We start from the raw sequence: 19,897 nt of genomic DNA on the forward strand, positions 1-19,897 counted from the left end.
AGTTAATATCTCCTGAAATCAGTTTTTTCCTGCTTTACGAATGGCGAAGAAAACAACGGCGACAATCGCGTATAGCGTCAAAGCAAAGCTCAGCAGGACTTTCATTTCAGCCCGGTTGATCAGAGCCAGAATGGTCATCATAACACCAATTACCGCCAGCGTAATGGCCACCATGACGGCAGGCATGGTAGAGGTCTGAACGGCTTCGGTTTCATGGAACGCCTGCTTGGAATTCATCACCCGCTGCCAGCCGGGATGCTCGTGCTTTTCGGTGAGTTCAAGGATCACCAACACAATAAAGGGCACCAAGATACCAGAGGTCAGGTCGGCGATGCGCATATGAGAAACCACCCATTCAGAAAGCGGTTCGAGGAAGCCAACGCCTGCAAGGAAGCCACCGTCTGTAAGTCCGAACTTTACGATCGCTGCGGCGGCAAAACCAACGAGCGTTGTTCCCCAGACGGCTTTGATGCCGATCTTTTTCGAAAAGAGGCCCCAGATGGTTGGCAGCACCAGCGGACCGGTCAGGAGCGTTGTGAGGTCGAGAATGAAACGCGTATATCCGTAGCGAGGAATCAACAGCGCTCCGGCAATCACCACTCCTCCAAGAACGATGGTGAAGACGCGTCCGGCCTGTACCATCTGCTTGTCGGAAGCTCCGGGTTTCAGCAGGCGTTGATACACCTCCGTTGTAAAGGCACCGGCGAACACATTCAGCTGCGAGGTCGCCGCACTCGCCGTGGCTGAAGCCATCGCAGCAATCATTAGCCCCATCATGCCTGCGGGCAGCACCAACTTACAGGAAAGGATGTAGGCCTGCTCAACGTCCACATTGGGGTTGAGCACACGGAAGACCAGCGGCGGAAGCATCCAGAACAGCGGACTGATCAGATACATCGCACCGAAAATGAACGCCGCTTTTTTGGCATCCTTTGCGGTCGGCACGCAGGTATAGCGCTGGACAAACCCCCACTCTCCGCCGATTTTAAAAAAGTGGATGATCACCCAGCCGGCCATAAACCACCACGTGAAATCCGCGGCAACTGGCGATGTAAAACCTTCCGGTGCTTTTTCGATGAACGAACTCCATCCGCCGGCTTTCATCAAAATCAGCGGAACGACAAAGATGACGGAAACCACCAGAATGACAAACTGCAGTACGTCGGTCATCAGTACCGCCCAAAGGCCGCCGGAAAAGGTGATCAGAATCACCATCACGCACAACATGACCGAAACAAAGGGCACCGACAGCATGCCGGTATTTGGATCCGCGAGCAGATGACCCACCGGCAACGGCATCAGTGCGCAGACGATTTTGGACAACGCATAGATGGCACCGCCGACGGCAAAGATGCCGACCGTGCCTTGAAACCAGGTGTAGAACTGAACGATCGATCCGCCGAAGCGCAACTGCAGAAACTCCGCCGCCGAATTGACCCCGAGCTTGCGCCAGTAGCCGGCCAGAAACCAGCCGACGAGCATGGCCGACACGCCGTAGCACATGTTGATCACGACGGCCACAAAACCATACTTGTAGGCAATGCCGCCCCACACCACGAAGGTGCCGGCGGAAAACATGGTCATGAAGCCGGACAGCCCGGACACCCACCACGGCGACTGACCGCCGGCGGCAAACATATCCTTGGAGCTTTTCATCTTTCCGGCAAACACCATGCCGGCGCCAACAATGCCGATGATGTAGAGAACGATTACGATGTAGTCAGCAGTTTGCATTAAGATCCTAATCAAATTTTAAACACAAAGACTCAAAGGACACGAAGAGGCTCGAAAATAGTCTTTCTTCGTGAGCTTGGTGTCTTTGTGTTTAAATTCCATCTGGCAGGCTTCCCTTCCAGCCCGCGTTAAGTTCTTTCAACAATTCTGCGACGAGCTCGGGATATTGACCCTCCACATTCTTCGTTTCGGTTGGATCGGTTTTGTGGTCGTACAGCTCGACAAACAATGGTGCTGCATCGGGATGCTTGGTATCTTTCCAGGCAATGAACCGGTAACGGTCCGTGCGCATGGCGTAGCCCATCAAATTGTTTTCAAACAATTCACGATCCCACTTCTCGCCCATCTGCGCCTTGATTTCGTCTTCGACCTCCATGAGCAATGGGCCGAAGTAGGTTTCGCGCATGGCCGGGCGAATCGGGTAAGCCCCCCACTCCCGCAGCGCCGGGCTCGGGAACTGACTAAAGGCGGCGCTCTTCCAAGGTTTGGAAGGATTCTCCAATAGCGGCGCAAAGCTGAGTCCTTCCAGATGCACCGGCTTTTCAATGCCGGCGAGATCGCAGAGCGTCGGATACATATCGACCAGCTCAACCAGTGCCTCAGTCGTTTTTCCCTGACTGGACTTGGGCATGTCCGGCGTCCAGATCATCAGCGGAACGCGGGTGGAGATTTCATAGTTGGTCGCTTTGCACCACATGCCCATTTCGCCGAGATGATAGCCGTGATCGCTCCAGAGAATAATGATGGTGTTGTCGCGCACACCCGCCTCTTCCAAGGCCTGGATCATGCGGCCGATCTGGGCGTCCACATAGCTGATGCAGGCGAGATAGGCGTGCTTCATGGTACGGGCAAGTTCGGGATCGAAGTCGCCGCTTTTCGGAATGCCGGACCGGACGCGCAGTTCGAAGGAAGGATGGATGCCCACTTTCGCCCCGTTTTCCGGTCCTTCGACCTGCGTGGCCAGCGGGATTTTTTCGTGGTCGTAGAGGTCCCAGTATTTTTTTGGGGCCACCCAGTTCAGGTGCGGCTTGTTCATTCCGAAACCAAAGAAAAAGGGCTTGTCGCCTTCCGCAACCATTTCCTGCAGCGTTACGATGGCCAGATCGGTGTGGTACCCATCGCGATAGGCGTTGTCCGGAACATCGGCACATTCATAGGCGGGCCCCATAGCCAAGCCCAGCTTTGCCACTTCCCCGTATTTCGCAATCATCTTCTTGCGGTTTTCCGCTTTAATCTTCTGATTCTCTGGAAGCGCAAATCCATCCTTTGGCTTTGCGCTTCCCGCGGGCAGTTTATCGATAGAAGGCTGCCGGTTCCAAGAGGCTGGATCCAAATCGCCATGGTGATAAACCTTGCCGCAATATACCGTGTCGTATCCCTGCGCCATAAAGGCCTGCGGCAGGGTTAGAATATCCGGATTGAGATCACGGAATTTTACATAGTTGTGCGTGATGCCGATGGTATCGGGGCGGCCGCCCGTCATCAGGCTGGCTCGCGACGCCCCGCAAATCGCCTGCTGGCAGTAGGCCCGGTTAAACTGCAGCCCCTGCGATGCCAGCTTGTCGATATTCGGCGTAACGGCAATTTCAGATCCGTAGCAGCCCAGCTCGGCCCGCAAGTCATCAATGGCGATGAACAAAATGTTCGGCCGGTCCTCTGCTTGTTGAGGAGGCCGGCTTCCGGCGAAACAGATGCATGCTGAAGCGACAAGAACGGCGGTTAAGAATTTTTTCATAATGATGTCCAGTTAGAGTTTATTTTACTTCAATATTGGCGATGTTTGACCCTAGGCGCCCGTCTTTGGATTTTGCGGCAATACGCAGGTTTGCAGGTTGATCGGTGGCCTGAATAATCATCAGGCAACGGCCGAAAGCCGTCGGCACCGTCTTACCCTTAAAGTTTTTCAGTTTGGCGGTATCACCGCAGTCGGTGCCCAGGAATTTGTGCGGCCCGTGCACCTCGAAGGTAATTTCCTCATCCACATTTTTTACGGCCCGGCCCCGCGCGTCCACCAACTGGGCTGTTACATGAACCACATCGGTTTTATTTGCAGCCATCTGGCGCCGGTCTGCAGTCAGGCGAATCGAAGCGGGTGCGCCCGCCGTTTCAAGTTTGGCATTGACCACTTGCTTGCCCCAGGTTCCCTTGGCGGCCAGCTCGCCTGCTTCATAGCTTACCGGCCATTTATAGATGCGGTCCTCCTGATCGTTCAGAAATTGTTTTCCGAACGACTTGCCGTTGAGGAACAGTTCAACGACCTCGCAGTTTGAGTAGATCTCAACCATCGTCTCTTCACCATCAAGATAGTTCCAGTGCGGATTCACATGCTGCCATTCGCGCGGTGCCAGCTTCCATCCATCCTTCTTTTTCTCAATCGCCTTGCCGTTTTTATCTTTCTTGAAGGTGGATTTTTTCGCGGTCTGTGAATACATGGCCAACGTGGGAACATCTTCCCTCCAGAACGATTTATACTGGTAGAAAGAACCCCGGGGGAAGCCGGCAACATCCAACGGGCCATGCGGCGTGGCCTTAACCGGCCAATGCTTTTCCCGGCACTCGCCCATGTAGTCTACGCCGGTCCAAAGGAACAGGCCGGGGATAAAGTCGCGCTCGACGACCGCTTTCCACTCGTACCAGCGCGGCACGTTTTCCGTCCCCAGCATGGGCTTATCCGGATAGGTTTTTTTGAAGTAATCGTATTTGTGCGGCTTGTAGCTGTAGCCGATCACATCCAGCGCATCGATGTAGCCTGTTTCAAAGCTCGCCGTGGGAAGAATGCAATTGGCCGTGACCGGGCGGGTTGTATCCATCTCGCGCGTCCACTTTGCCAGCTTGCGCGCGGTTTCGCCGATGTCGAAGGTCTGCTCCGGAAAGTCCGCCAAATATTCCCGCACTTGTTCCGGGGTGTGCGGGGGTGTTTCGGTGCGCCAAAGCGTCCAATCCATTTTGTCGTTTTTATCCTCTTCTTTAAAAATTCCGGTAGCCCCCCGGTTGCCCGGATAGGTCCACTCAATCTCGTTGCCGATGCTCCACTGGAAAATGCTCGGATGGTTGCGGCCGGAACGCATCGTATTTTTCAGATCGATTTCCGCCCAGGTCTGGAAATGTTCAGAATGCCCGCGCGTGATGTAATCGACTTCCTTGTCCTGCATGTTGTAGCGCTTGTCCTTCGGCAGGTCCCATTCATCGTAAAACTCGTTCTGAACCAGGAATCCGAGCTCATCGCACAGATCCAGAAATTCATCGGACGCCGGGTTGTGCGAACTGCGGATCGCGTTGCAACCACCATCCTTCAGCAGCTGCAGCCGGCGCTTCCAGACATCCTTCGGAACGGCAGTACCCACGATGCCCGCGTCATGATGCAGGCAAACGCCTTTAATTTTCATGTTTTCTTCGTTCAGGAAAAAGCCCTTGTCTTTATCAAAGCGGATGGAACGAATGCCAAAACGGGTCGAGCGTTCTTCCAGCGCATGGCCTTCGGTCACGATACGGGTTTTCGCGGTATAGAGAAGGGGATGGTCGACACTCCATAGTTTTGGCTTCGCCACCTTAATTTTCTGCGTGTAAACCGATTCCTCGTTCGATCCAATGGAGAACGATGTGCTCACAGAGGCTTCTTTGGTTCCGTCTTCATCAAAAACATCGGTTACAATGGAACCTTTCCGTTTGGCATCATAATCGTTGGCTACTTCAACTTTCAGTTCAACGGTGGCTTTATCCTTCGACACCTTAGGCGTGGCAATGAAGGTGCCCCAGACCGGGATATGAAGCTTGTCGGCAATCAGCATGTGTACGTTGCGGTAAATGCCGGAACCGGTGTACCAGCGCGAGTCGGCATAGCGGCTGTGGTCCACGCGGACAGAAAACCGGTTTTCCCGTCCGGCCGGTGCGAGGAGATCGGTCAAGTCATAGTGGATAGGAGCGTAGCCGAAGGGATGATCGCCGATCTTTATGCCGTTTAGCCAAAACTCAGCATTGTTATATACTCCGTCAAAAACGATGTAGCATTTCTGGTTTTTCTGGATGGGGGTATCAAAGACCTTGGTGTACCAACCGATGCCGCCAGGCAAGAAGGCCGTGCACCCTTCCAGCTCCTGTGAAAAGTCCTTTTCAATCGACCAGTCGTGCGGAAGATCCACTTTTTCCCAGCCTTCAGGTTGGTAGGTCGTTAAGCTGTAGTCTCCAGAATCGGTTTCTGTAAAAAGCCAGCCGTCATTAAAGTTCATCAGGCCGTTGTTCTGCGCGCCGACATATGCCGCTCCACAAAGAACCAACCCGGCAATTATAATAGTCTTATTCATATTCAGTCTCTATTGATTACGCCGTTCATCCATTCCCATGCATTCTGGCGGTAAACGCTCGGCCGTGTTAGCCATCGATCGGTATGCGCATGCGCCGCAATGTCATTTGGAAAACCTTCCGGAAAGATGGAGTTAATTCCGACGGCATGGAAATAAAAGTTGGTCTGAACGGTCTGAGCCGAGTCGATGAACGCCCGGATCTGTTTGGAAGCGCCATTGCTGCCCACCATGTAGGGACGGCCCGCAACCCGCATCAGACGATTGGAGGCCACCGCCTGATAGCCGGCCAGCGGTGATCCCCAGCCGCCCCCCGCTTTGGCACCGTCAAAATGATCGTGCGTAATGAAGCCGGACCAAAGCGCGGCAATTTCATCGTCGTGAAGGCCGATATAGTTCACGGCAATCGACCCTCTGGAAAAGCCGCAGAGGAATACGGCATTGGGGTCGCCGCCATAGGTTTCAATAATACGCGGAACATTAACTTTGGCATACTCCACCGTGGCGTCGAGATCGCCCCACCATTTGATGGCGTTGTCCTGATGATCGTCACTCACAAACGGAAGGGACACCCAGATATATTTTCCGCCGGACAGGCCGTACCCCAGTGCGGCATCTTCCGGCTCGCCGGTTGAACCGGTCGGGGGATGATAGTTCCCGGCATATTCAAAAATAATGGGAAGGCGTTCGCCGGTTTTCTGCCAGTCGGGGTTCCAGTTTTCTGGAAGGTAGAGCGTATGAAACACTGTACTGCCCGCATGTTCCGGCGGGGTGACGGCCGCTTTTTTTCCGGGCGAAGCATTGCCGGTTTCGAGCGTCGGCAGCTCCAGATGACGAGTTGATGCAACATCGAGATGCAGTTTCTCGGCGGCTTCCGCATCGCAGAAGCCGCTTATCAAACCCAGTGCCGAAGCATATATTATCCACTTATTCATCTTCATGCTTTAAGTACCGGCCTATTATTTTGTCCAGTAGGCCTTTTTCTCGGCACCGGAGACAATGCCGTCGCCGTTCGTATCCATCTGCTCGAACATTTTTTTATACTTGTTTGCATTCCACTTGAACCCTTTTTTTTCCTGCTGCGCTTTTTGCGTGGCTAAGAACATTTCCAATGAGGAGTCGCCTTTGGCCAGTTTTTTAACCGGAGCAGCAGATTTCTTGGGAGCGGGTTTCTTTGTGACGCCTTTCATTGCGGCACTCGAGAAATCGGACTCGAAAAAGCGAACGTAGTCGCACTGGGCAGTTGAAGGAAGCACAGAGTCGTCCACTTTTTCGGTATTGCCCAGCCAGGTTGCAATACTGGTAAACCAGATTTGCAGATCGTTTTTATCGGTTTCAGAAACCTTGCGCACAATCGGCTTTTTGCCTGCGGTCTTCTCTTCCTTCGGCAGTTGCTGAGTCAGGTCTTTCGCTGTACGGACCAGTTTGCCGTTAAAATAGAAATACGCGGCTTCCGGCGTCCATTCCATGCCGTAGACATAAAATTCGTTCAGCGGAGCATCTGGGGTCTTGACCAGTTGATACCTTTTCATGTGTCCAATGTCCGAGCGCCACTGGTGGTAATCGGTCGAAAACGTATGCAGATCAATCGAGTTGGTTTCCAGCGGATCCAACTCAACCTGCGAAGTATCCGAGTTTTCGTGGTGATTATCCATCATCCAGAAGCTGGTATGCCACCCCGCTCCGGCCGGACATTTAATGCGGGCTTCATAATATCCATATCGAAAATATTTTTTCGAAATAATGCCGCCGCCGGTATAGTCCATGCCTCCGGTCTTTTCCTTCCGCAGATTAATATTAGCGACCCCATCGGAGACGCTCATGTTCTTGGCCTGCTGGGTACTCCAATGCTTGGAATCCAAGCGGTATTCCCATTTGGCATCATCGATCTCAGTACCGTTGAATTCATCGGACCACGCCAGCTTATAGCCCTCGACCGCCGCGTTTGGTTGGACATTTGCGTCGCTGGCTGGATCGATCTCCTGTGCGTTTGCGGTGTTCAGGACGAGTGCCGCCAGAAGGGCCGGGAGCAAGAAGCTGCTGTATTTCATGGTGTTCTATTCCGTTTTATTTTGCGTAAAGCGATTTGGAGAGCGCCGACGGGGTCGGCGCACTCCAGAGCGGCAAAGCCGCAGACTATTTCTTGCTCTGCTTGGCCCAATAGGCCTTTTTCTCTTTGCCATCGGCGAGGCCGTCTTTGTTCACGTCGATTTCGACGAACATTTTTTCAACCGTGGCCTGGTTAAACTTCCACCCTTTGGATTCATAGCGAACCTTCTGAGAAGCAACAAACTCAGCCTTGGTTTGATCCGCAACGTGCGTCTTCTTGGCCACCGGCGCTGCTCTAGGAGCAGGCGCTGGTTTCGCGCTGCCCTTTGACCAGTAGGCTTTCTTTTCATCGCCAGAAGCGATGCCGTCGCCGTTGGCATCGAGTTGCTCGAACATTTTCTCGGTTTTCTTTGCGTCGAACTTCATGCCCTTTGCTTCCGCATTCTTTTGCTGCGTAGCCATGAACTGTTCCTTCGTGGAATCGCCTTTGGCCGCCTCAACCAGCGTTGCCGAGGCGGCGATCAATAGTACTGTCAGCCATACTTTCATTTTTATTCTCCATTTATTGCCCGGCAGAACCGATAGGCATTAGTTGCATTCCCGTCAATGGGCAGGAACGGGGTTTCGTTGACATTCGTGGTAAAGAGATCCTGCCAGATGTAATTCTAGTTCGTCGAGAACTGGAAGATGTAGTCATCGTCGCAGCAATATACGTAATCATACTGCACGATCATTTTCATGGTGATTTCCATCGTTCAAAAAACAAAAATGCCTCGCCTTCCGGCGAGGCACAGTTGCGACACAAGAGTCGCGAATAAGCAGTTAATTATTCAACCAACAGCTTCAGAAACAGTGCATCGTTCGCAGTGCCAACGTTGTTGCTGTAGCTGCCAAGCGAATCGGAATCGACAGTAATATCGACCGGGCCAATATTGGTGCCCCACTCCCCTATAACCAGGTCCAGATTGGTGAGGACATAGTATTTAAGGGTGCTGTCGTCAATGATGGAGAAGAGATATTCCCCGTTCGCCGAATCAAACGCGGGCTGCGTGCCGATATCGGTGTCGTCGGTCGGAATACCACCGAAGACATATTCACCCCAGTCGCTCAGGCCGTCTTCGTCGTAGTCATCCGTTTCAACACCGCTCAGCTCAGTATACTGCTCAAGGAAACCATCGAAACCACTCGCTGCAGCCTGCGTGGCCGCTGCCTTGAAGTAGCGGGTGCGGCTCGACATGGTCGCTGTGCTGGCATTCTCCAGATTAACGTAATACCCGACGGCATTGATGTTCGTGAAGCTTGCAATCGGCGTTGCGGTGCCTGCAATGGTTCCGGCGTCGTTGCTGAACGCGGTGAACGCGTACCAGTCGAGAGAATCAACCTCGACATCGCCGTCGCTGCTATGGGCCGCCAACAGGGTGTTAGATGCACTCACGTAGAACTGGCTGCCCTGCTGAATCAGGTAGCGATATTCATTCGTACCCGTCGTTCCCGTTCTCTCGGTCTCAATGGCCAGCGTCTTGAGTTCTTCCGCAGGAACGAGGAAGTCCGCGGCCTCCCAGACAACCATCAGCTGAATATTTGTGGTGTTTCTTCCGAACGCGATCTGATCACCAGGTGTTTCATCGGTTATCTCGTGGTTGGAGGTCAGGGGATCAGTGGCATAATAAGCCATGTTGAAGCCCGGAGTGCGGTCGGTGCGGTCGGTGTAATACAGCGCCTCACCCGAAGCATTCGTATAGGCGGCTTCCAGTTCAGCGGTGACATCCGTCCCCGCAACATAGGTCGTGGGGGTATCAAGAATATCTTCCAGAGCATCGGCTGCTACGATATTGGTGTCGCCACCGGAAATGCCCCATTGCACAACAGTAGCGGCAGGAGGGATTTCGGAAAGCAGGCTCACGTTATCGATCACGCCGCCGATGCCGCTAAGCGAGTTGGTGGCAATATGGAACCGGATTCCCATAACATCGAAATCACTGACATCTGCCCCAAAAGCACTGAGGTCAATGGTGATGTTTGCAGAGGTCACAACGCCGGGTGTTCCAACGAAGGTGCCTTGCGTGGCATTGGTCTGCCCCGTTCCGCTCATTCCATCCAGCAGGTCCGTCCAGATCGCATTGCCTGCAAAATCGTCAATAACGGTGGTGTTAAGTTGTATACTTCGGAAACCCTGACTTGCCGGACTCGGGTTAGTTGTTTTCCAGCCAATCACTTCATACAGCAGATTCTCCGTGCCATTACTGGCGTTCGCCCCGGCCGTCCAGTCAAATTTAAAGGTCAGGGAGTCGCCGTAACCCTGAACAGAGAAAATCTGGGCCAGACCGTCCTCAATATCATTTGAAGAACCTGAAACCATTTTCATTTCACCGGGTGTGTCAGTAAGGCTCCATACATCAACGGTCTTGTCGGCAACCCAACCGGCGTCTACATTCCGCCAGGCAACAAATTGATTATCTTCAGCAAAATCAGGATCCGCCATGGTCCAATTTACGACCATTTCACCCTCTGCCGCTTCCGGCTGTACATCACCCACAGAAATATGGACCGTACCGGTTGCTGAACCATCAACATCACTTACTTCCACGGTAAATACATTAAGGCCTAGATCATTGGTCATTGCAGTGCCAGTTAGAACACCGTTTGTGGCGACACTCAGCCAGTCGGCCCCCGTGAGCTTGGTGAATGTCACCACATCGTCGTTGGGTTCAGAAACATCGTCAGCAAGGGTGTCGGTATAATCCAATTGAACAAAGGTCCCTGATTTTACGGTTGGCTCCTCTTTGAAGGACGGAGGCAGACTCGGTGTGGTCCCTCCGATCACGGAGAGGTTGAGATTGGAAATGGTACTTCCAGCTTTAGCTTCATTGTTGTTATGGAACAGCACTCCAATGTAATCAAAGTCATCCACAGTGTAAGTTAAGCTTGAATGTGAAACATTAAGCGTGGTGCCTGCAGTGCCGCCAGCGACCTGAGCATCAGCCACGGGATAATTTGTAGTATATTCCAAGCCTGTGATCAGATCAACAGCAGTGGCTTTTCCGCCAAGCGCACCGATCATCTCCCGGGTCGAAAGAGACGTATTGTTCATATTATTGAAAAAATCGTCTGTATTGGACGGACTCGCACCATCATTGAGCTTCCAACCGACAAGATAATACGCCAGTTCTAACTCGGTAGCGCCCGAAGCGCTGTCCGGAGTCCAGTCAAAAGAAAAGTCAAATCCGGTTCCTGTACTATTCAGCGAAACGATCTGGGCAAGTCCTTTTTCGATGTTCCCTGCTAATGCGTTCCCATCACCAGGAAGCGTCCACGATGTTGTTCCTGGGGTCAGCCACCCACCATCCAGATCCTGAAACTCCGGCGTTGATTCATTAGCAATCGTAGAACTACTGAAATCGCTATTGACTAATAAATTGGCACCGAATGATGCCTGAATACCCAACATAGCAACGATTGCCATGCACCATAATTTCGTTCTCATCTTATTTCCTCCTGCTTGCGTGGTTATCCGGGCCCATCCCGGTTTCATCAAATACGGTGCGCCTCTTCAGCGGATAAGAACACCGTCGTTCTTGTAAAAAACAAGGCTTATACTGCACTAAGCACCCGAATGATTTTCTTGTGATCCATCCGATTGTCTACCTGCTCCAAACCATTCAGGCATCCAAGGCAAAAGCCACCGCTTCATTGCTGCCAATAAAACACTTATCTAAAACCCCGTCTATACGCGTACGCGTATTATTTAGTCGCAAACACGACAAGACCCTTGCCAAAAGTAAAGAACTTCGCTATATCTGCGGGATAATAGAAAAGGGAAGGCGTTTACCATGCAAGCACCTCGCATCGTTCTACTTGTTGATACCTCGACCGGCTGGGGACGGCGCATCGTCCAAGGCGTTCTCGATTTTGCCATGCAACATGGTCCATGGGACCTCTTGATTGAACCCAAGGGACAAAAGGAGCGTTTCGAAGCACCAAAGCAAACCGGGGTGGATGGCGTTATCGCCCGCGTTTCAACCCCTGAATTGGCCACGGCTCTCGACAGGCTGAACATTCCCACGATCAATGTTTCTGCCCTGAAAATCGAAGGCTGTAGTATTCCGCGCGTTTCCACCGATGGACATGCCGCCGCCAAATTGGCCGTAGCCCATTTCCGCAATAGGGCCATTCGCAACTTTGCCTATGTTGGCCCCATGGAAGATTCCTGCGTTCGAGAACACGAAAAAGCCTTTGAGACCCGGCTCGCGGAATCCGGCACCCCCTGCCATGTCTTTCAACCGGATTCTCAATTAGGTGCCAAGAGTCCATGGTCGATTAGGGATGAGCATCTTATTCTCTGGTTGAAACAACTGCCCAAACCCATCGGCATCTTTACGTGGGGCTTCCAGATTGGGCGTGATATTGTGAGCGCCTGTCGTGAAGCGGACATTCCCGTCCCCCACGATGTCGCCGTGCTCGGCGGCGACTATGACGCACTGCTCAGCAATGCCTGCCACCCCTCCCTCTCGGGCATCATCACGCCGGCAAATCAAATCGGATATATGGCCGCGTCCATGCTGCACACGACCATGCTCGGTGGAAAATCCCCGAATGCTTCGGTCTTTCTTGAGCCAAAAGAGATTAAAGAGCGGTTATCCACCGACACCTTGGCCATCGACGATCCCTATATCAAGCAGGCCCTCACCCTCATCCGCGACCACGCATGCGACGGAATGCAAATTGAAGTACTGCTTAGAAAGGTGCCCGTGGCGCGACGGACCGTGGAGCGGGGGTTCATGCAGCTTATCGGGCGGTCTCCCGCTCAGGAAATGCGGCGTATCCGCATCAACAACGCCCGCAGGCTGCTGGCCCAGACCAACCTCCCGATGCAGGAGATCGCTGAAGCGTGCGGCTACGCCACCTATAACCACCTTGGCGCCATCTTTAAAAAAGAAACCGGCACCTCTTTGGGCCGCTACCGCAACCATGCCCGAGGCGCCGGATCAGATCTCAGAGCGCCCTAAATAGGCTTCGTATTATTCGCCCGAATAGATGCAGACGTTGGTGGGGTTTTCTTTTACGACAACCTGCGCGAGTTGCGGAAGCTCAGGCTTGATTTTGTTCCAGAACCAGAGCGCAATGTGCTCGGCCGTCGGGTTTTCCAGCCCCGCAATTTCGTTCAGCACCTTGTGATCGAGTTGATCGACCAATGGTTCAACCGTTTTTCGCAGATCATTGTAGTCGAGCACCCAGCCAAACGCCGGATCGAGTTCGTCTTCCACATGGATTTCGATGATGTAGGTATGCCCATGCATGTTGGAGCACTTGTGCGTCGGTGGCACGTTGGGCAGCCAATGGGCTGAATCAAATTTGAATTCCTTGTAGATTCTCATTTTCGGCATCGGTCGAATTCCTTATTGCGTATTGCGTATTGCGTATTGCGTATGAAGGTCGTTCGCTACGGACAGAAGTCAAGCAATACGTAATACGCAGTACGCAGTATACTAAACATACTCCCGTGGATCAGCTTTCCCAACCTCGCTAAACCCCCTCAAGCGCAGCAAACACGAATCGCATCGCCCGCAGGCGCGCCCATCCGGCGCCGGGTCATAGCAACTTGTTGTTTTAGCGTAATCAACGCCCAATTCAAGCCCGCGTTGAATGATTTGGGCCTTGGTCAGATCAATCAGCGGCGTATGGATGGTCAGTTTCCGCCCCTGCACGCCGGCCACCGTGGCCAAGTTGGCCATCGCTTCGTAGGCGGCAATGAATTCGGGACGGCAATCCGGATAACCGCTGTAGTCGAGTGCATTGACGCCAATGAAAATATCATCCGCCCCGAGCACTTCCGCCCAGGCCAGCGCATAGGACAGAAAAACGGTGTTGCGCGCGGGCACGTAGGTAACGGGTATCTCGTCTGAGAGCTCGTCCACTTCATCATGCTTGGGCACGTCGATATCGGCGGTCAGCGCAGAGCCGCCAAATGCCCGAAGATCAATTTCCACAACCTTGAATTCTTTGGCTCCCGTTTCGGCCTGTTCGGCCGCGCAATCGAGTTCGACGGAATGCCGCTGCCCATAGTTGAAGGACATGGCATAAACCTCAAACCTGTCCTTGAGCGCCATCGCCATGGCCGTGGCGGAATCCAATCCGCCGCTCAAAAGCACGACCGCTTTTTTCGGATTGTCTGACATTAAAGCATTTCCATCATCTTGTGGGTTTGCGGGATAACCCGAACATTTGGAAGCACACCCAGCGCCTTATCCTGCCAGCGCAGCAGCTGTTCGCCCGAGGGAACAGCATCCGTTTTGACCGCCTTGGTCATCGGTTGGATGACCACCAGCGTTTCCCGGCCTCCCGCTTTCTTAATGCCCTTGATCGCCTCCATCAACTCGCCGTCGTGCGTGCCGGCCGAAAGCACTAATTTGGTGAATACATCGACGTCAAAATCGCGGCAGGTCTTGAGGAACTGCCAGTGCGCCGGAAAGGCGTTTGCTTCTTGGGTCACGCTGGAAAGCTTCACGTCCATGGCCACAATATCGACCCATTCAATAATCGTCTTAAGCTGAAGCGGCAGATCGCCGGCGGTTTCGAGGTAGATGCTATGGTCATCGCCACAAAGGTGCGGCAGGAGTTCGCGCAGATAATGAGCCTGCAGCAGCGGCGCCCCGCCGGTCAGCGATACGCGCCGGTTGTTCTTTTTGCCGTCCACCTCGCGGACCAGCTCCATCACCTGCTCCACCGTCAGCGGATTGGGCACTTGTTCAAAGATTCCGGAGCCCGGATTTTTTTCCACCAGCACCGTCTCCGTGCGCTCGGTGTTGGTATCGCAAAAAATGCAGTCGCGGTGGCACCCGCAAAAGCGAACGAAAAGATGGCGCTCGCCCACGTAGGGGCCCTCGCCTTGGACTGAACTGAAGATTTCCGAAAGGTATGTTTTCATGGCTCAGACAAAGTACCCGACCAACTCCGAAAACGAAGCAAAATATGCATCAGGTTTATGGCCCCGCTCGTCCCCAAACCCGTACCGGACAAACGCGCTTTTGATCCCCGCATTTTCCGCCGCCAATAAGTCGGTGTAGTGGTCGCCAATCATCCACGCATGAGAAGAATCGAAGCCGGAGGCTTCCATACATTCGAAAATTCCGTCCGGAGCCGGCTTTAGATTGGGCGTGTCGCCCCCGCCAACAGCGGTGCAGAAATATTCAGCAATTCCGAAATGCCGCAAGAGCCGGCGGCTGGGATCGCCCGGTTTGTTGGTGAGAAGCGCAATCGCATGCCCTGCCGCGGCCAACTGACGGATGCCTTCCTCCACCCCGTCGTAGGTCGCGGTATGAACCGTGAGGTGTGAAAAGTAATAATCCTTATTAATTTGAAGCGCTTCATCGGCATCCACCGAAGCCCCTTGCAGCGACCGCTCAACCAGTTTGCGGACGCCGTCCCCGACATAGCCGCTGACCGTTTCCAGCGTCAGCGGTTCAAGTTTATAGCGGGCGCGCATATGATTGATGCCCGCCGTGAGGTCGGCGCGCGAGTCGATCAGCGTTCCATCGAGATCAAAAATCAATAATTGAGGGGGCATTAACGCATCTCCGATAGTTTAAGCAGCTCGCTCCAGTTGTACACGGCGACATCGACGGGATAGTTGACGGGCTGCCCGTTATCCACCGCGATGACTTTCGCACCGGCCGCACGGGCGGCTTCGATGCCGATTAACTGGTCTTCAAACACGAGGGTATTCAGTGGGTCAGCCTGCAACCGTTGAATGGAGACTTCAACCACCTCGGGGTCCGGCTTGCGGTTGACCACATCGTCGGCCGTCGTGATGCATTCGAAATACTTCATTACATCAGCTTTTTTCAAAGCCGATTGCACAAAACTGAGCGGCGAGTTGGTCGCCAGCGCCATCGGTTTTTTACCGTACCACCGCTCCAGAAAATCTCTGGCCCCCGAGAATAGCTCGGCCACAAAAATTTCCTCCACCCTTTTCCGTTTTTGGGCCAGCACGCTTTCCGGCTTGAGCGACAAACCATGGCGTTTGTTCAACACCGTTGAAAACCACGTGCTGTGCATGGCAAAAAACTCGTGGTGTTCATCCGCAGTAAGCATATATCCGCTCTGCTCCTGCACCGCATCGGCAAACGCGCGCGCATGGTACTTCCCCGAATCAATCAAGGTTCCGTCCAAATCCAAGACAAAGGCTTCATAATTCCACAACTTCATGCCAAGGCATTCCCCCTACCAGATCAACTTAAGCCCATGTTCTACATACAGCGGAAAACGTTTGTCGGCAGAAACAACATGCAAACCCAACGCAACGGCCTGATGTATCAGCATCCGATCAAAAGGATCCGGATGCTTGGCAGGAACGGATTCGTAGCCGGCGGCTAGTTCTGCATCTAAATCCAACAGTTTGAAACCCATCTTGCCAGTGGCATATCCAGCCAGCTCCAACGGATCAACGCCCTTCAGATCAAGCTTTCCCAAAGCATGCTTAATGGCGATTTCCCACAATGAAACCGCGCTGACATATACATCGCTGCCCGGCTTAAGCAAATGAAACTTCGCGGTTGGGCTCAGCTTCGCAGTGTCCATGACCGCCCAAATGAAGGCATGCGTATCCAGCAGGAGTTTCATGATCCGATGAATTCCTCATCGGTCATCTCGAAATCATCATGGAACCTGTAGCTGGCGATGCCTTCAAGCACGCCTAGCACCACGGGCTTTTTCTCATACTTTTCATACGGAATAAGCACCGCAACCTTTTCCTTCTTGCGTCCGTAGCAAACCACAAATTCCTCGCCGCGCTTAACGTCCTCAAGCACTTCTGAAAAATGGGTTTTAAAATCACCGACTGCCAATGTTTTCATCCGACCTCCAATGGCACGTTAGCACCGAACACAAACTTGTCAAACTTGACAAGCTAGGCGTTGCAGAGGTTCAGAACGACCGCTTTTTGCGCGTGGAGGCGGTTTTCGGCCTCGTCGAATACAATCGACTGCGGGCCGTCGATTACTTCGGCGGTTTGCTCGCAGCCGCGGATCGCAGGCAAACAGTTCATAAAGATGGCGTCCGGTTTGGCGTGCGCCATCAGCTCAGCACTCACTTGGTACGGCATGAACTTGGCAATTCTCGCCTGTTCCTGATCCTTCGGAATGTGGTAGCTCATCCATGAGTCGGTGTAGACGACGTCCGCATCCTTTATCGCTTCCACGGGATCGGCGGACACGGCAACAGAGCCGCCGGATGCCGACGCGAAAGCAGCACAGTCCGCAACCACGTCCGCACGGGGCGAATACTCCTCGCCAGCCGGCGAGCCCACGCTCACGTGCATCCCCATCTTGGTGCCGCCGAACATCAGCGAGTGCGTCACGTTGTTGAAGCCGTCGCCGAGATAGGCCAGCTTGAGGCCGGCCAACACCCCCTTCTTTTCTTCGATCGCCTGCAGGTCCGCGAGGATCTGGCAGGGATGGCTGTCGTCTGTGAGGGCGTTAATCACCGGCACAGTGGCATATTCCGCCATTTCGAGCAGGTCTCCGTGCTTGAAGAGACGCGCCATGATGACATCGACAAACCGCGAGGCCGCCTTGACGGAATCGCTGATGGTCTCCTTGCCGCTGCCCATAGGCGAGTTTCCGGTATGGTAGTATATGGCATGCCCGCCCATTTGCGTCATGCCGGATTCGAACGAAAGGCGCGTGCGCAAACTGGGTTTTTCAAAAATCATCAGCAGGGTCTTGCGTGCCATCGCGCTGCCGTATTTATCCGGATTGGCCTTCACGTCCTTGGCCAGATCCAACACAACCCTGATCTTTTCAGGGCTCCATTCCTTCAGTGTAATCAAATGTTCCATGGCTGTTCCTTGTGATGCGTAGGGCGTAATGAGTGAGTCGTGATCCGTGAAAAGGAAAAACACGAATCAACCGTCATGTTTCACGCTCCCGGTTTGTAGTTGTCGTAATATTGGTTCACTTCATCCTGCCGCCCGAAGGTGGTCAGGATAAGCGCGGCGCGGATCCACATGCCGTTGCGCATCTGGCGCCAATAGACCGCCCGGGGATCGTTGTCGATGTCCGTACTGATCTCCTTGCGGCGAGGAAGCGGATGCATGATGGCCGTGGTATCCTTGATGATATCCATGTGCTCGGCACCAATGCTGAACGCGCTCGTATCGATGGTGCTGCTTTCGCCTTCCGCATCCCATTCGTCCTGAATGCGGGTCATGTAGATCGCATCGGCAATCGGCATGGTCGAGGCAAAGTCCTGCGTCACAACATACTTCGTTCCGGCCGCATCCAGCAGATCCAAAATATCCTGCCCGATCTGCAGTGGTTCCGGAGCAACAAAATAGAGCTTCACGTCTTTGTAAAGAGATAGCATCCACGCCAGCGACCTCACGGTGCGCCCGCGCATCAAATCACCCACAAACACGATGTTCTTTCCATCAACGCCGCCAATCTTTTCAAAGCTGCGCTCCAGCGTATAGATGTCGAGCAGCGCCTGCGTCGGATGCTGGTCAGCGCCCGATCCGGCGTTCAGCACCGGGATTTCACGATTGGTATGCGCAAGCATCCAAGCCACGCGCTCGGCAAATCCCCCCACCGGATGACGCATGATGATCATGTCGGCATAGGAGCTGAAGGTTCGGATCGTATCTTCCGGCGACTCGCCCTTCACCTCGCTCGAGGTTTTGCTGTCGCGCACATCCATCGTGTCCAGCCCCAGAATCTGGCAGGCGGCGTTGTGCGAAAGATAGGTGCGCGACGACGGCTGCGCAAAATAGAGCATCGCCCGCTTGTCGCACAGGAGCGTCTTCAGAAAGTTTGCTCCGTCGCGCCGTTTGTTAATGCGCTTGATGCGCGTGGCCAGCGCACACAGCTCCTGCAGCTTCTCGCGCGTGAACTGTTGCGCAATCAGCGTATGCGGAGGCGTCCCCTGAAAATAGTCGCCTTTTTCCAACAATGGCAGCGCCTTGAAATCACGCCACGAAATTCCACTCAGTTTTTTCATCATTTCTCCTGCTTTCCTGTTTCCATCCGCTTGTAGAAAACCACCCCGACACGGTTGATGTGCGTCACCAAATCCGGATTGGATATTTCGCCAAAAACCGAAACATCAAAAGAATACGGTAACGAGGTGTCGTCCAACTCACTCAACATCCCCCACGCATCCGATGCAGTCAGCCCTTCGCCCTTTAGCGTCAAATCAATATCCGATCCGTTGCGATAGGTTCCTTTCGCCCGTGAACCATAAAGAACCGCCTCCTCGATTTTTGGGTTTTTTGCAATAATCCCGAGGATTTCTACAATGGTTTCTTCTTCCAGTCCGTACGGCATCCTACTCTTCCATCTGTTTTGCCAGCCGTACCTTCAGCTTCATGAACTCCTCGAAATAGAAATCCACGACGGCCGTATAGATTTCATCCAAGACCGCTTCAGTATAAGTATGAACGGTTTCGTTTCGGTGCTCGATCATTTTCATCCAGACGCCGCCGTCTTCAATCAAATCGAAAGAGAAGGCTTTGCGGGTGGCATCCTTGGAACCGTAGATATCCTTGTTCCCCTTGTGCTCCAGAAAATCCTTCAAGGTTTTCCACGCCATTTCATGCGTATATTCGAAGGCCTTGATCACGCCCTGCTTCTCTAGGTCCGAAAGCGCCCGCTCTTGCGAAAGAGCCACAGCAGCCTCCAATTGTGCCAGCGCCTTCGAATAATTCGAAAACCGCTGAATCCATCTAATGTCCTGATCGCCCATAATCATTTCCCTTCAATACAAGAATAATAGCGAGCTCGAACGCAAAGTCCACCCTTCCCATCCCACTTTTCTTCACTTAC

Annotated in this window: 19 protein-coding genes; 1 reads left to right on the top strand and 18 read right to left on the bottom strand. The window is 53.3% G+C overall.

The window, feature by feature from the left end:
* Nucleotides 1-18: 18 nt before the first annotated feature.
* From SCARR_RS02620 to SCARR_RS02650, 7 genes are all read right to left on the bottom strand, one after another.
* Nucleotides 19-1,734, bottom strand: coding sequence for a sodium:solute symporter family transporter (locus tag SCARR_RS02620; protein WP_136059964.1), 1,716 nt, complete (start codon nt 1,732-1,734; stop codon nt 19-21).
* 91 nt (nt 1,735-1,825) lie between these two features.
* The gene (locus SCARR_RS02625) at nt 1,826-3,469 is read right to left on the bottom strand and encodes a sulfatase (protein ID WP_136059965.1); all 1,644 of its coding nucleotides are present in this window, start codon (nt 3,467-3,469) and stop codon (nt 1,826-1,828) included.
* A gap of 19 nt (nt 3,470-3,488) precedes the next feature.
* The gene (locus tag SCARR_RS02630) at nt 3,489-6,035 is read right to left on the bottom strand and encodes a glycoside hydrolase family 2 TIM barrel-domain containing protein (protein ID WP_136059966.1); all 2,547 of its coding nucleotides are present in this window, start codon (nt 6,033-6,035) and stop codon (nt 3,489-3,491) included.
* Nucleotides 6,036-6,037: 2 nt separating this feature from the next.
* A complete protein-coding gene (locus SCARR_RS02635) occupies nt 6,038-6,967 on the bottom strand; it encodes a hypothetical protein (protein ID WP_136059967.1) in 930 nt (309 codons plus the stop codon).
* A 24-nt stretch (nt 6,968-6,991) separates the two neighbouring features.
* Nucleotides 6,992-8,083: a glycoside hydrolase family 16 protein gene (locus SCARR_RS02640; protein ID WP_136059968.1), complete on the bottom strand. Its 1,092-nt coding sequence runs from the start codon at nt 8,081-8,083 to the stop codon at nt 6,992-6,994.
* Between the two features lie 85 nt (nt 8,084-8,168).
* Nucleotides 8,169-8,630, bottom strand: a complete 462-nt coding sequence (locus tag SCARR_RS02645) for an EF-hand domain-containing protein (protein WP_136059969.1) — start codon at nt 8,628-8,630, stop codon at nt 8,169-8,171.
* Nucleotides 8,631-8,907: 277 nt separating this feature from the next.
* Entirely contained in the window at nt 8,908-11,565 is a 2,658-nt protein-coding gene (locus SCARR_RS02650) for a hypothetical protein (RefSeq protein WP_136059970.1), read from the bottom strand.
* Nucleotides 11,566-11,911: 346 nt separating this feature from the next.
* Between SCARR_RS02650 and SCARR_RS02655 the strand changes: the two genes are divergently transcribed.
* Entirely contained in the window at nt 11,912-13,087 is a 1,176-nt protein-coding gene (locus SCARR_RS02655; RefSeq protein ID WP_136059971.1) for an AraC family transcriptional regulator, read from the top strand.
* A 12-nt stretch (nt 13,088-13,099) separates the two neighbouring features.
* Here SCARR_RS02655 and queD read toward each other — a convergent pair whose 3' ends face one another.
* From queD to SCARR_RS02710, 11 genes are all read right to left on the bottom strand, one after another.
* Nucleotides 13,100-13,465, bottom strand: coding sequence for a 6-carboxytetrahydropterin synthase QueD (gene queD / locus SCARR_RS02660; RefSeq protein ID WP_222846152.1), 366 nt, complete (start codon nt 13,463-13,465; stop codon nt 13,100-13,102).
* A gap of 102 nt (nt 13,466-13,567) precedes the next feature.
* Nucleotides 13,568-14,257 carry a 7-cyano-7-deazaguanine synthase QueC gene (gene queC, locus SCARR_RS02665; RefSeq protein ID WP_136059972.1) on the bottom strand — a complete coding sequence of 230 codons (690 nt, stop codon included), beginning with the start codon at nt 14,255-14,257 and terminating at the stop codon, nt 13,568-13,570.
* The gene (locus SCARR_RS02670) at nt 14,257-15,006 is read right to left on the bottom strand and encodes a 7-carboxy-7-deazaguanine synthase QueE (RefSeq protein WP_136059973.1); all 750 of its coding nucleotides are present in this window, start codon (nt 15,004-15,006) and stop codon (nt 14,257-14,259) included. The genes queC and SCARR_RS02670 overlap by 1 nt, the downstream gene beginning before the upstream one ends.
* Nucleotides 15,007-15,009: 3 nt before the next feature.
* Complete coding sequence (locus tag SCARR_RS02675; protein ID WP_136059974.1) at nt 15,010-15,645, bottom strand: HAD family hydrolase; 636 nt, start codon at nt 15,643-15,645, stop codon at nt 15,010-15,012.
* Nucleotides 15,645-16,286, bottom strand: coding sequence for an HAD family hydrolase (locus SCARR_RS02680; protein ID WP_136059975.1), 642 nt, complete (start codon nt 16,284-16,286; stop codon nt 15,645-15,647). Before SCARR_RS02680 ends, SCARR_RS02675 begins: the two co-directional genes overlap by 1 nt.
* A 15-nt stretch (nt 16,287-16,301) precedes the next feature.
* Nucleotides 16,302-16,700, bottom strand: coding sequence for a type II toxin-antitoxin system VapC family toxin (locus SCARR_RS02685; RefSeq protein ID WP_136059976.1), 399 nt, complete (start codon nt 16,698-16,700; stop codon nt 16,302-16,304).
* Complete coding sequence (locus tag SCARR_RS02690) at nt 16,697-16,933, bottom strand: type II toxin-antitoxin system Phd/YefM family antitoxin (protein ID WP_136059977.1); 237 nt, start codon at nt 16,931-16,933, stop codon at nt 16,697-16,699. Before SCARR_RS02690 ends, SCARR_RS02685 begins: the two co-directional genes overlap by 4 nt.
* A gap of 53 nt (nt 16,934-16,986) precedes the next feature.
* Entirely contained in the window at nt 16,987-17,916 is a 930-nt protein-coding gene (gene argF, locus SCARR_RS02695) for an ornithine carbamoyltransferase (RefSeq protein WP_136059978.1), read from the bottom strand.
* Between the two features lie 80 nt (nt 17,917-17,996).
* Nucleotides 17,997-19,076, bottom strand: coding sequence for an aspartate carbamoyltransferase (gene pyrB, locus SCARR_RS02700; protein WP_222846153.1), 1,080 nt, complete (start codon nt 19,074-19,076; stop codon nt 17,997-17,999).
* The gene (locus tag SCARR_RS02705) at nt 19,073-19,399 is read right to left on the bottom strand and encodes a nucleotidyltransferase domain-containing protein (RefSeq protein ID WP_136059979.1); all 327 of its coding nucleotides are present in this window, start codon (nt 19,397-19,399) and stop codon (nt 19,073-19,075) included. Before SCARR_RS02705 ends, pyrB begins: the two co-directional genes overlap by 4 nt.
* Before the next feature lies 1 nt (nt 19,400).
* Nucleotides 19,401-19,817, bottom strand: a complete 417-nt coding sequence (locus SCARR_RS02710; protein WP_136059980.1) for a nucleotidyltransferase substrate binding protein — start codon at nt 19,815-19,817, stop codon at nt 19,401-19,403.
* Between the last annotated feature and the right edge of the window lie 80 nt (nt 19,818-19,897).

The organism is Pontiella sulfatireligans, from assembly GCF_900890705.1.
Taxonomy (GTDB): domain Bacteria; phylum Verrucomicrobiota; class Kiritimatiellia; order Kiritimatiellales; family Pontiellaceae; genus Pontiella; species Pontiella sulfatireligans.

Bases quoted from the DNA above. Each gene is read 5' to 3' on its own strand.
- SCARR_RS02620 (WP_136059964.1), bottom strand. From the start codon at position 1,734: ATGCAAACTGCTGACTACATCGTAATCGTTCTCTACATCATCGGCATT.
- SCARR_RS02625 (WP_136059965.1), bottom strand. From the start codon at position 3,469: ATGAAAAAATTCTTAACCGCCGTTCTTGTCGCTTCAGCATGCATCTGT.
- SCARR_RS02630 (WP_136059966.1), bottom strand. From the start codon at position 6,035: ATGAATAAGACTATTATAATTGCCGGGTTGGTTCTTTGTGGAGCGGCA.
- SCARR_RS02635 (WP_136059967.1), bottom strand. From the start codon at position 6,967: ATGAATAAGTGGATAATATATGCTTCGGCACTGGGTTTGATAAGCGGC.
- SCARR_RS02640 (WP_136059968.1), bottom strand. From the start codon at position 8,083: ATGAAATACAGCAGCTTCTTGCTCCCGGCCCTTCTGGCGGCACTCGTC.
- SCARR_RS02645 (WP_136059969.1), bottom strand. From the start codon at position 8,630: ATGAAAGTATGGCTGACAGTACTATTGATCGCCGCCTCGGCAACGCTG.
- SCARR_RS02650 (WP_136059970.1), bottom strand. From the start codon at position 11,565: ATGAGAACGAAATTATGGTGCATGGCAATCGTTGCTATGTTGGGTATT.
- SCARR_RS02655 (WP_136059971.1), top strand. From the start codon at position 11,912: ATGCAAGCACCTCGCATCGTTCTACTTGTTGATACCTCGACCGGCTGG.
- queD (WP_222846152.1), bottom strand. From the start codon at position 13,465: ATGCCGAAAATGAGAATCTACAAGGAATTCAAATTTGATTCAGCCCAT.
- queC (WP_136059972.1), bottom strand. From the start codon at position 14,257: ATGTCAGACAATCCGAAAAAAGCGGTCGTGCTTTTGAGCGGCGGATTG.
- SCARR_RS02670 (WP_136059973.1), bottom strand. From the start codon at position 15,006: ATGAAAACATACCTTTCGGAAATCTTCAGTTCAGTCCAAGGCGAGGGC.
- SCARR_RS02675 (WP_136059974.1), bottom strand. From the start codon at position 15,645: ATGCCCCCTCAATTATTGATTTTTGATCTCGATGGAACGCTGATCGAC.
- SCARR_RS02680 (WP_136059975.1), bottom strand. From the start codon at position 16,286: ATGAAGTTGTGGAATTATGAAGCCTTTGTCTTGGATTTGGACGGAACC.
- SCARR_RS02685 (WP_136059976.1), bottom strand. From the start codon at position 16,700: ATGAAACTCCTGCTGGATACGCATGCCTTCATTTGGGCGGTCATGGAC.
- SCARR_RS02690 (WP_136059977.1), bottom strand. From the start codon at position 16,933: ATGAAAACATTGGCAGTCGGTGATTTTAAAACCCATTTTTCAGAAGTG.
- argF (WP_136059978.1), bottom strand. From the start codon at position 17,916: ATGGAACATTTGATTACACTGAAGGAATGGAGCCCTGAAAAGATCAGG.
- pyrB (WP_222846153.1), bottom strand. From the start codon at position 19,076: ATGATGAAAAAACTGAGTGGAATTTCGTGGCGTGATTTCAAGGCGCTG.
- SCARR_RS02705 (WP_136059979.1), bottom strand. From the start codon at position 19,399: ATGCCGTACGGACTGGAAGAAGAAACCATTGTAGAAATCCTCGGGATT.
- SCARR_RS02710 (WP_136059980.1), bottom strand. From the start codon at position 19,817: ATGGGCGATCAGGACATTAGATGGATTCAGCGGTTTTCGAATTATTCG.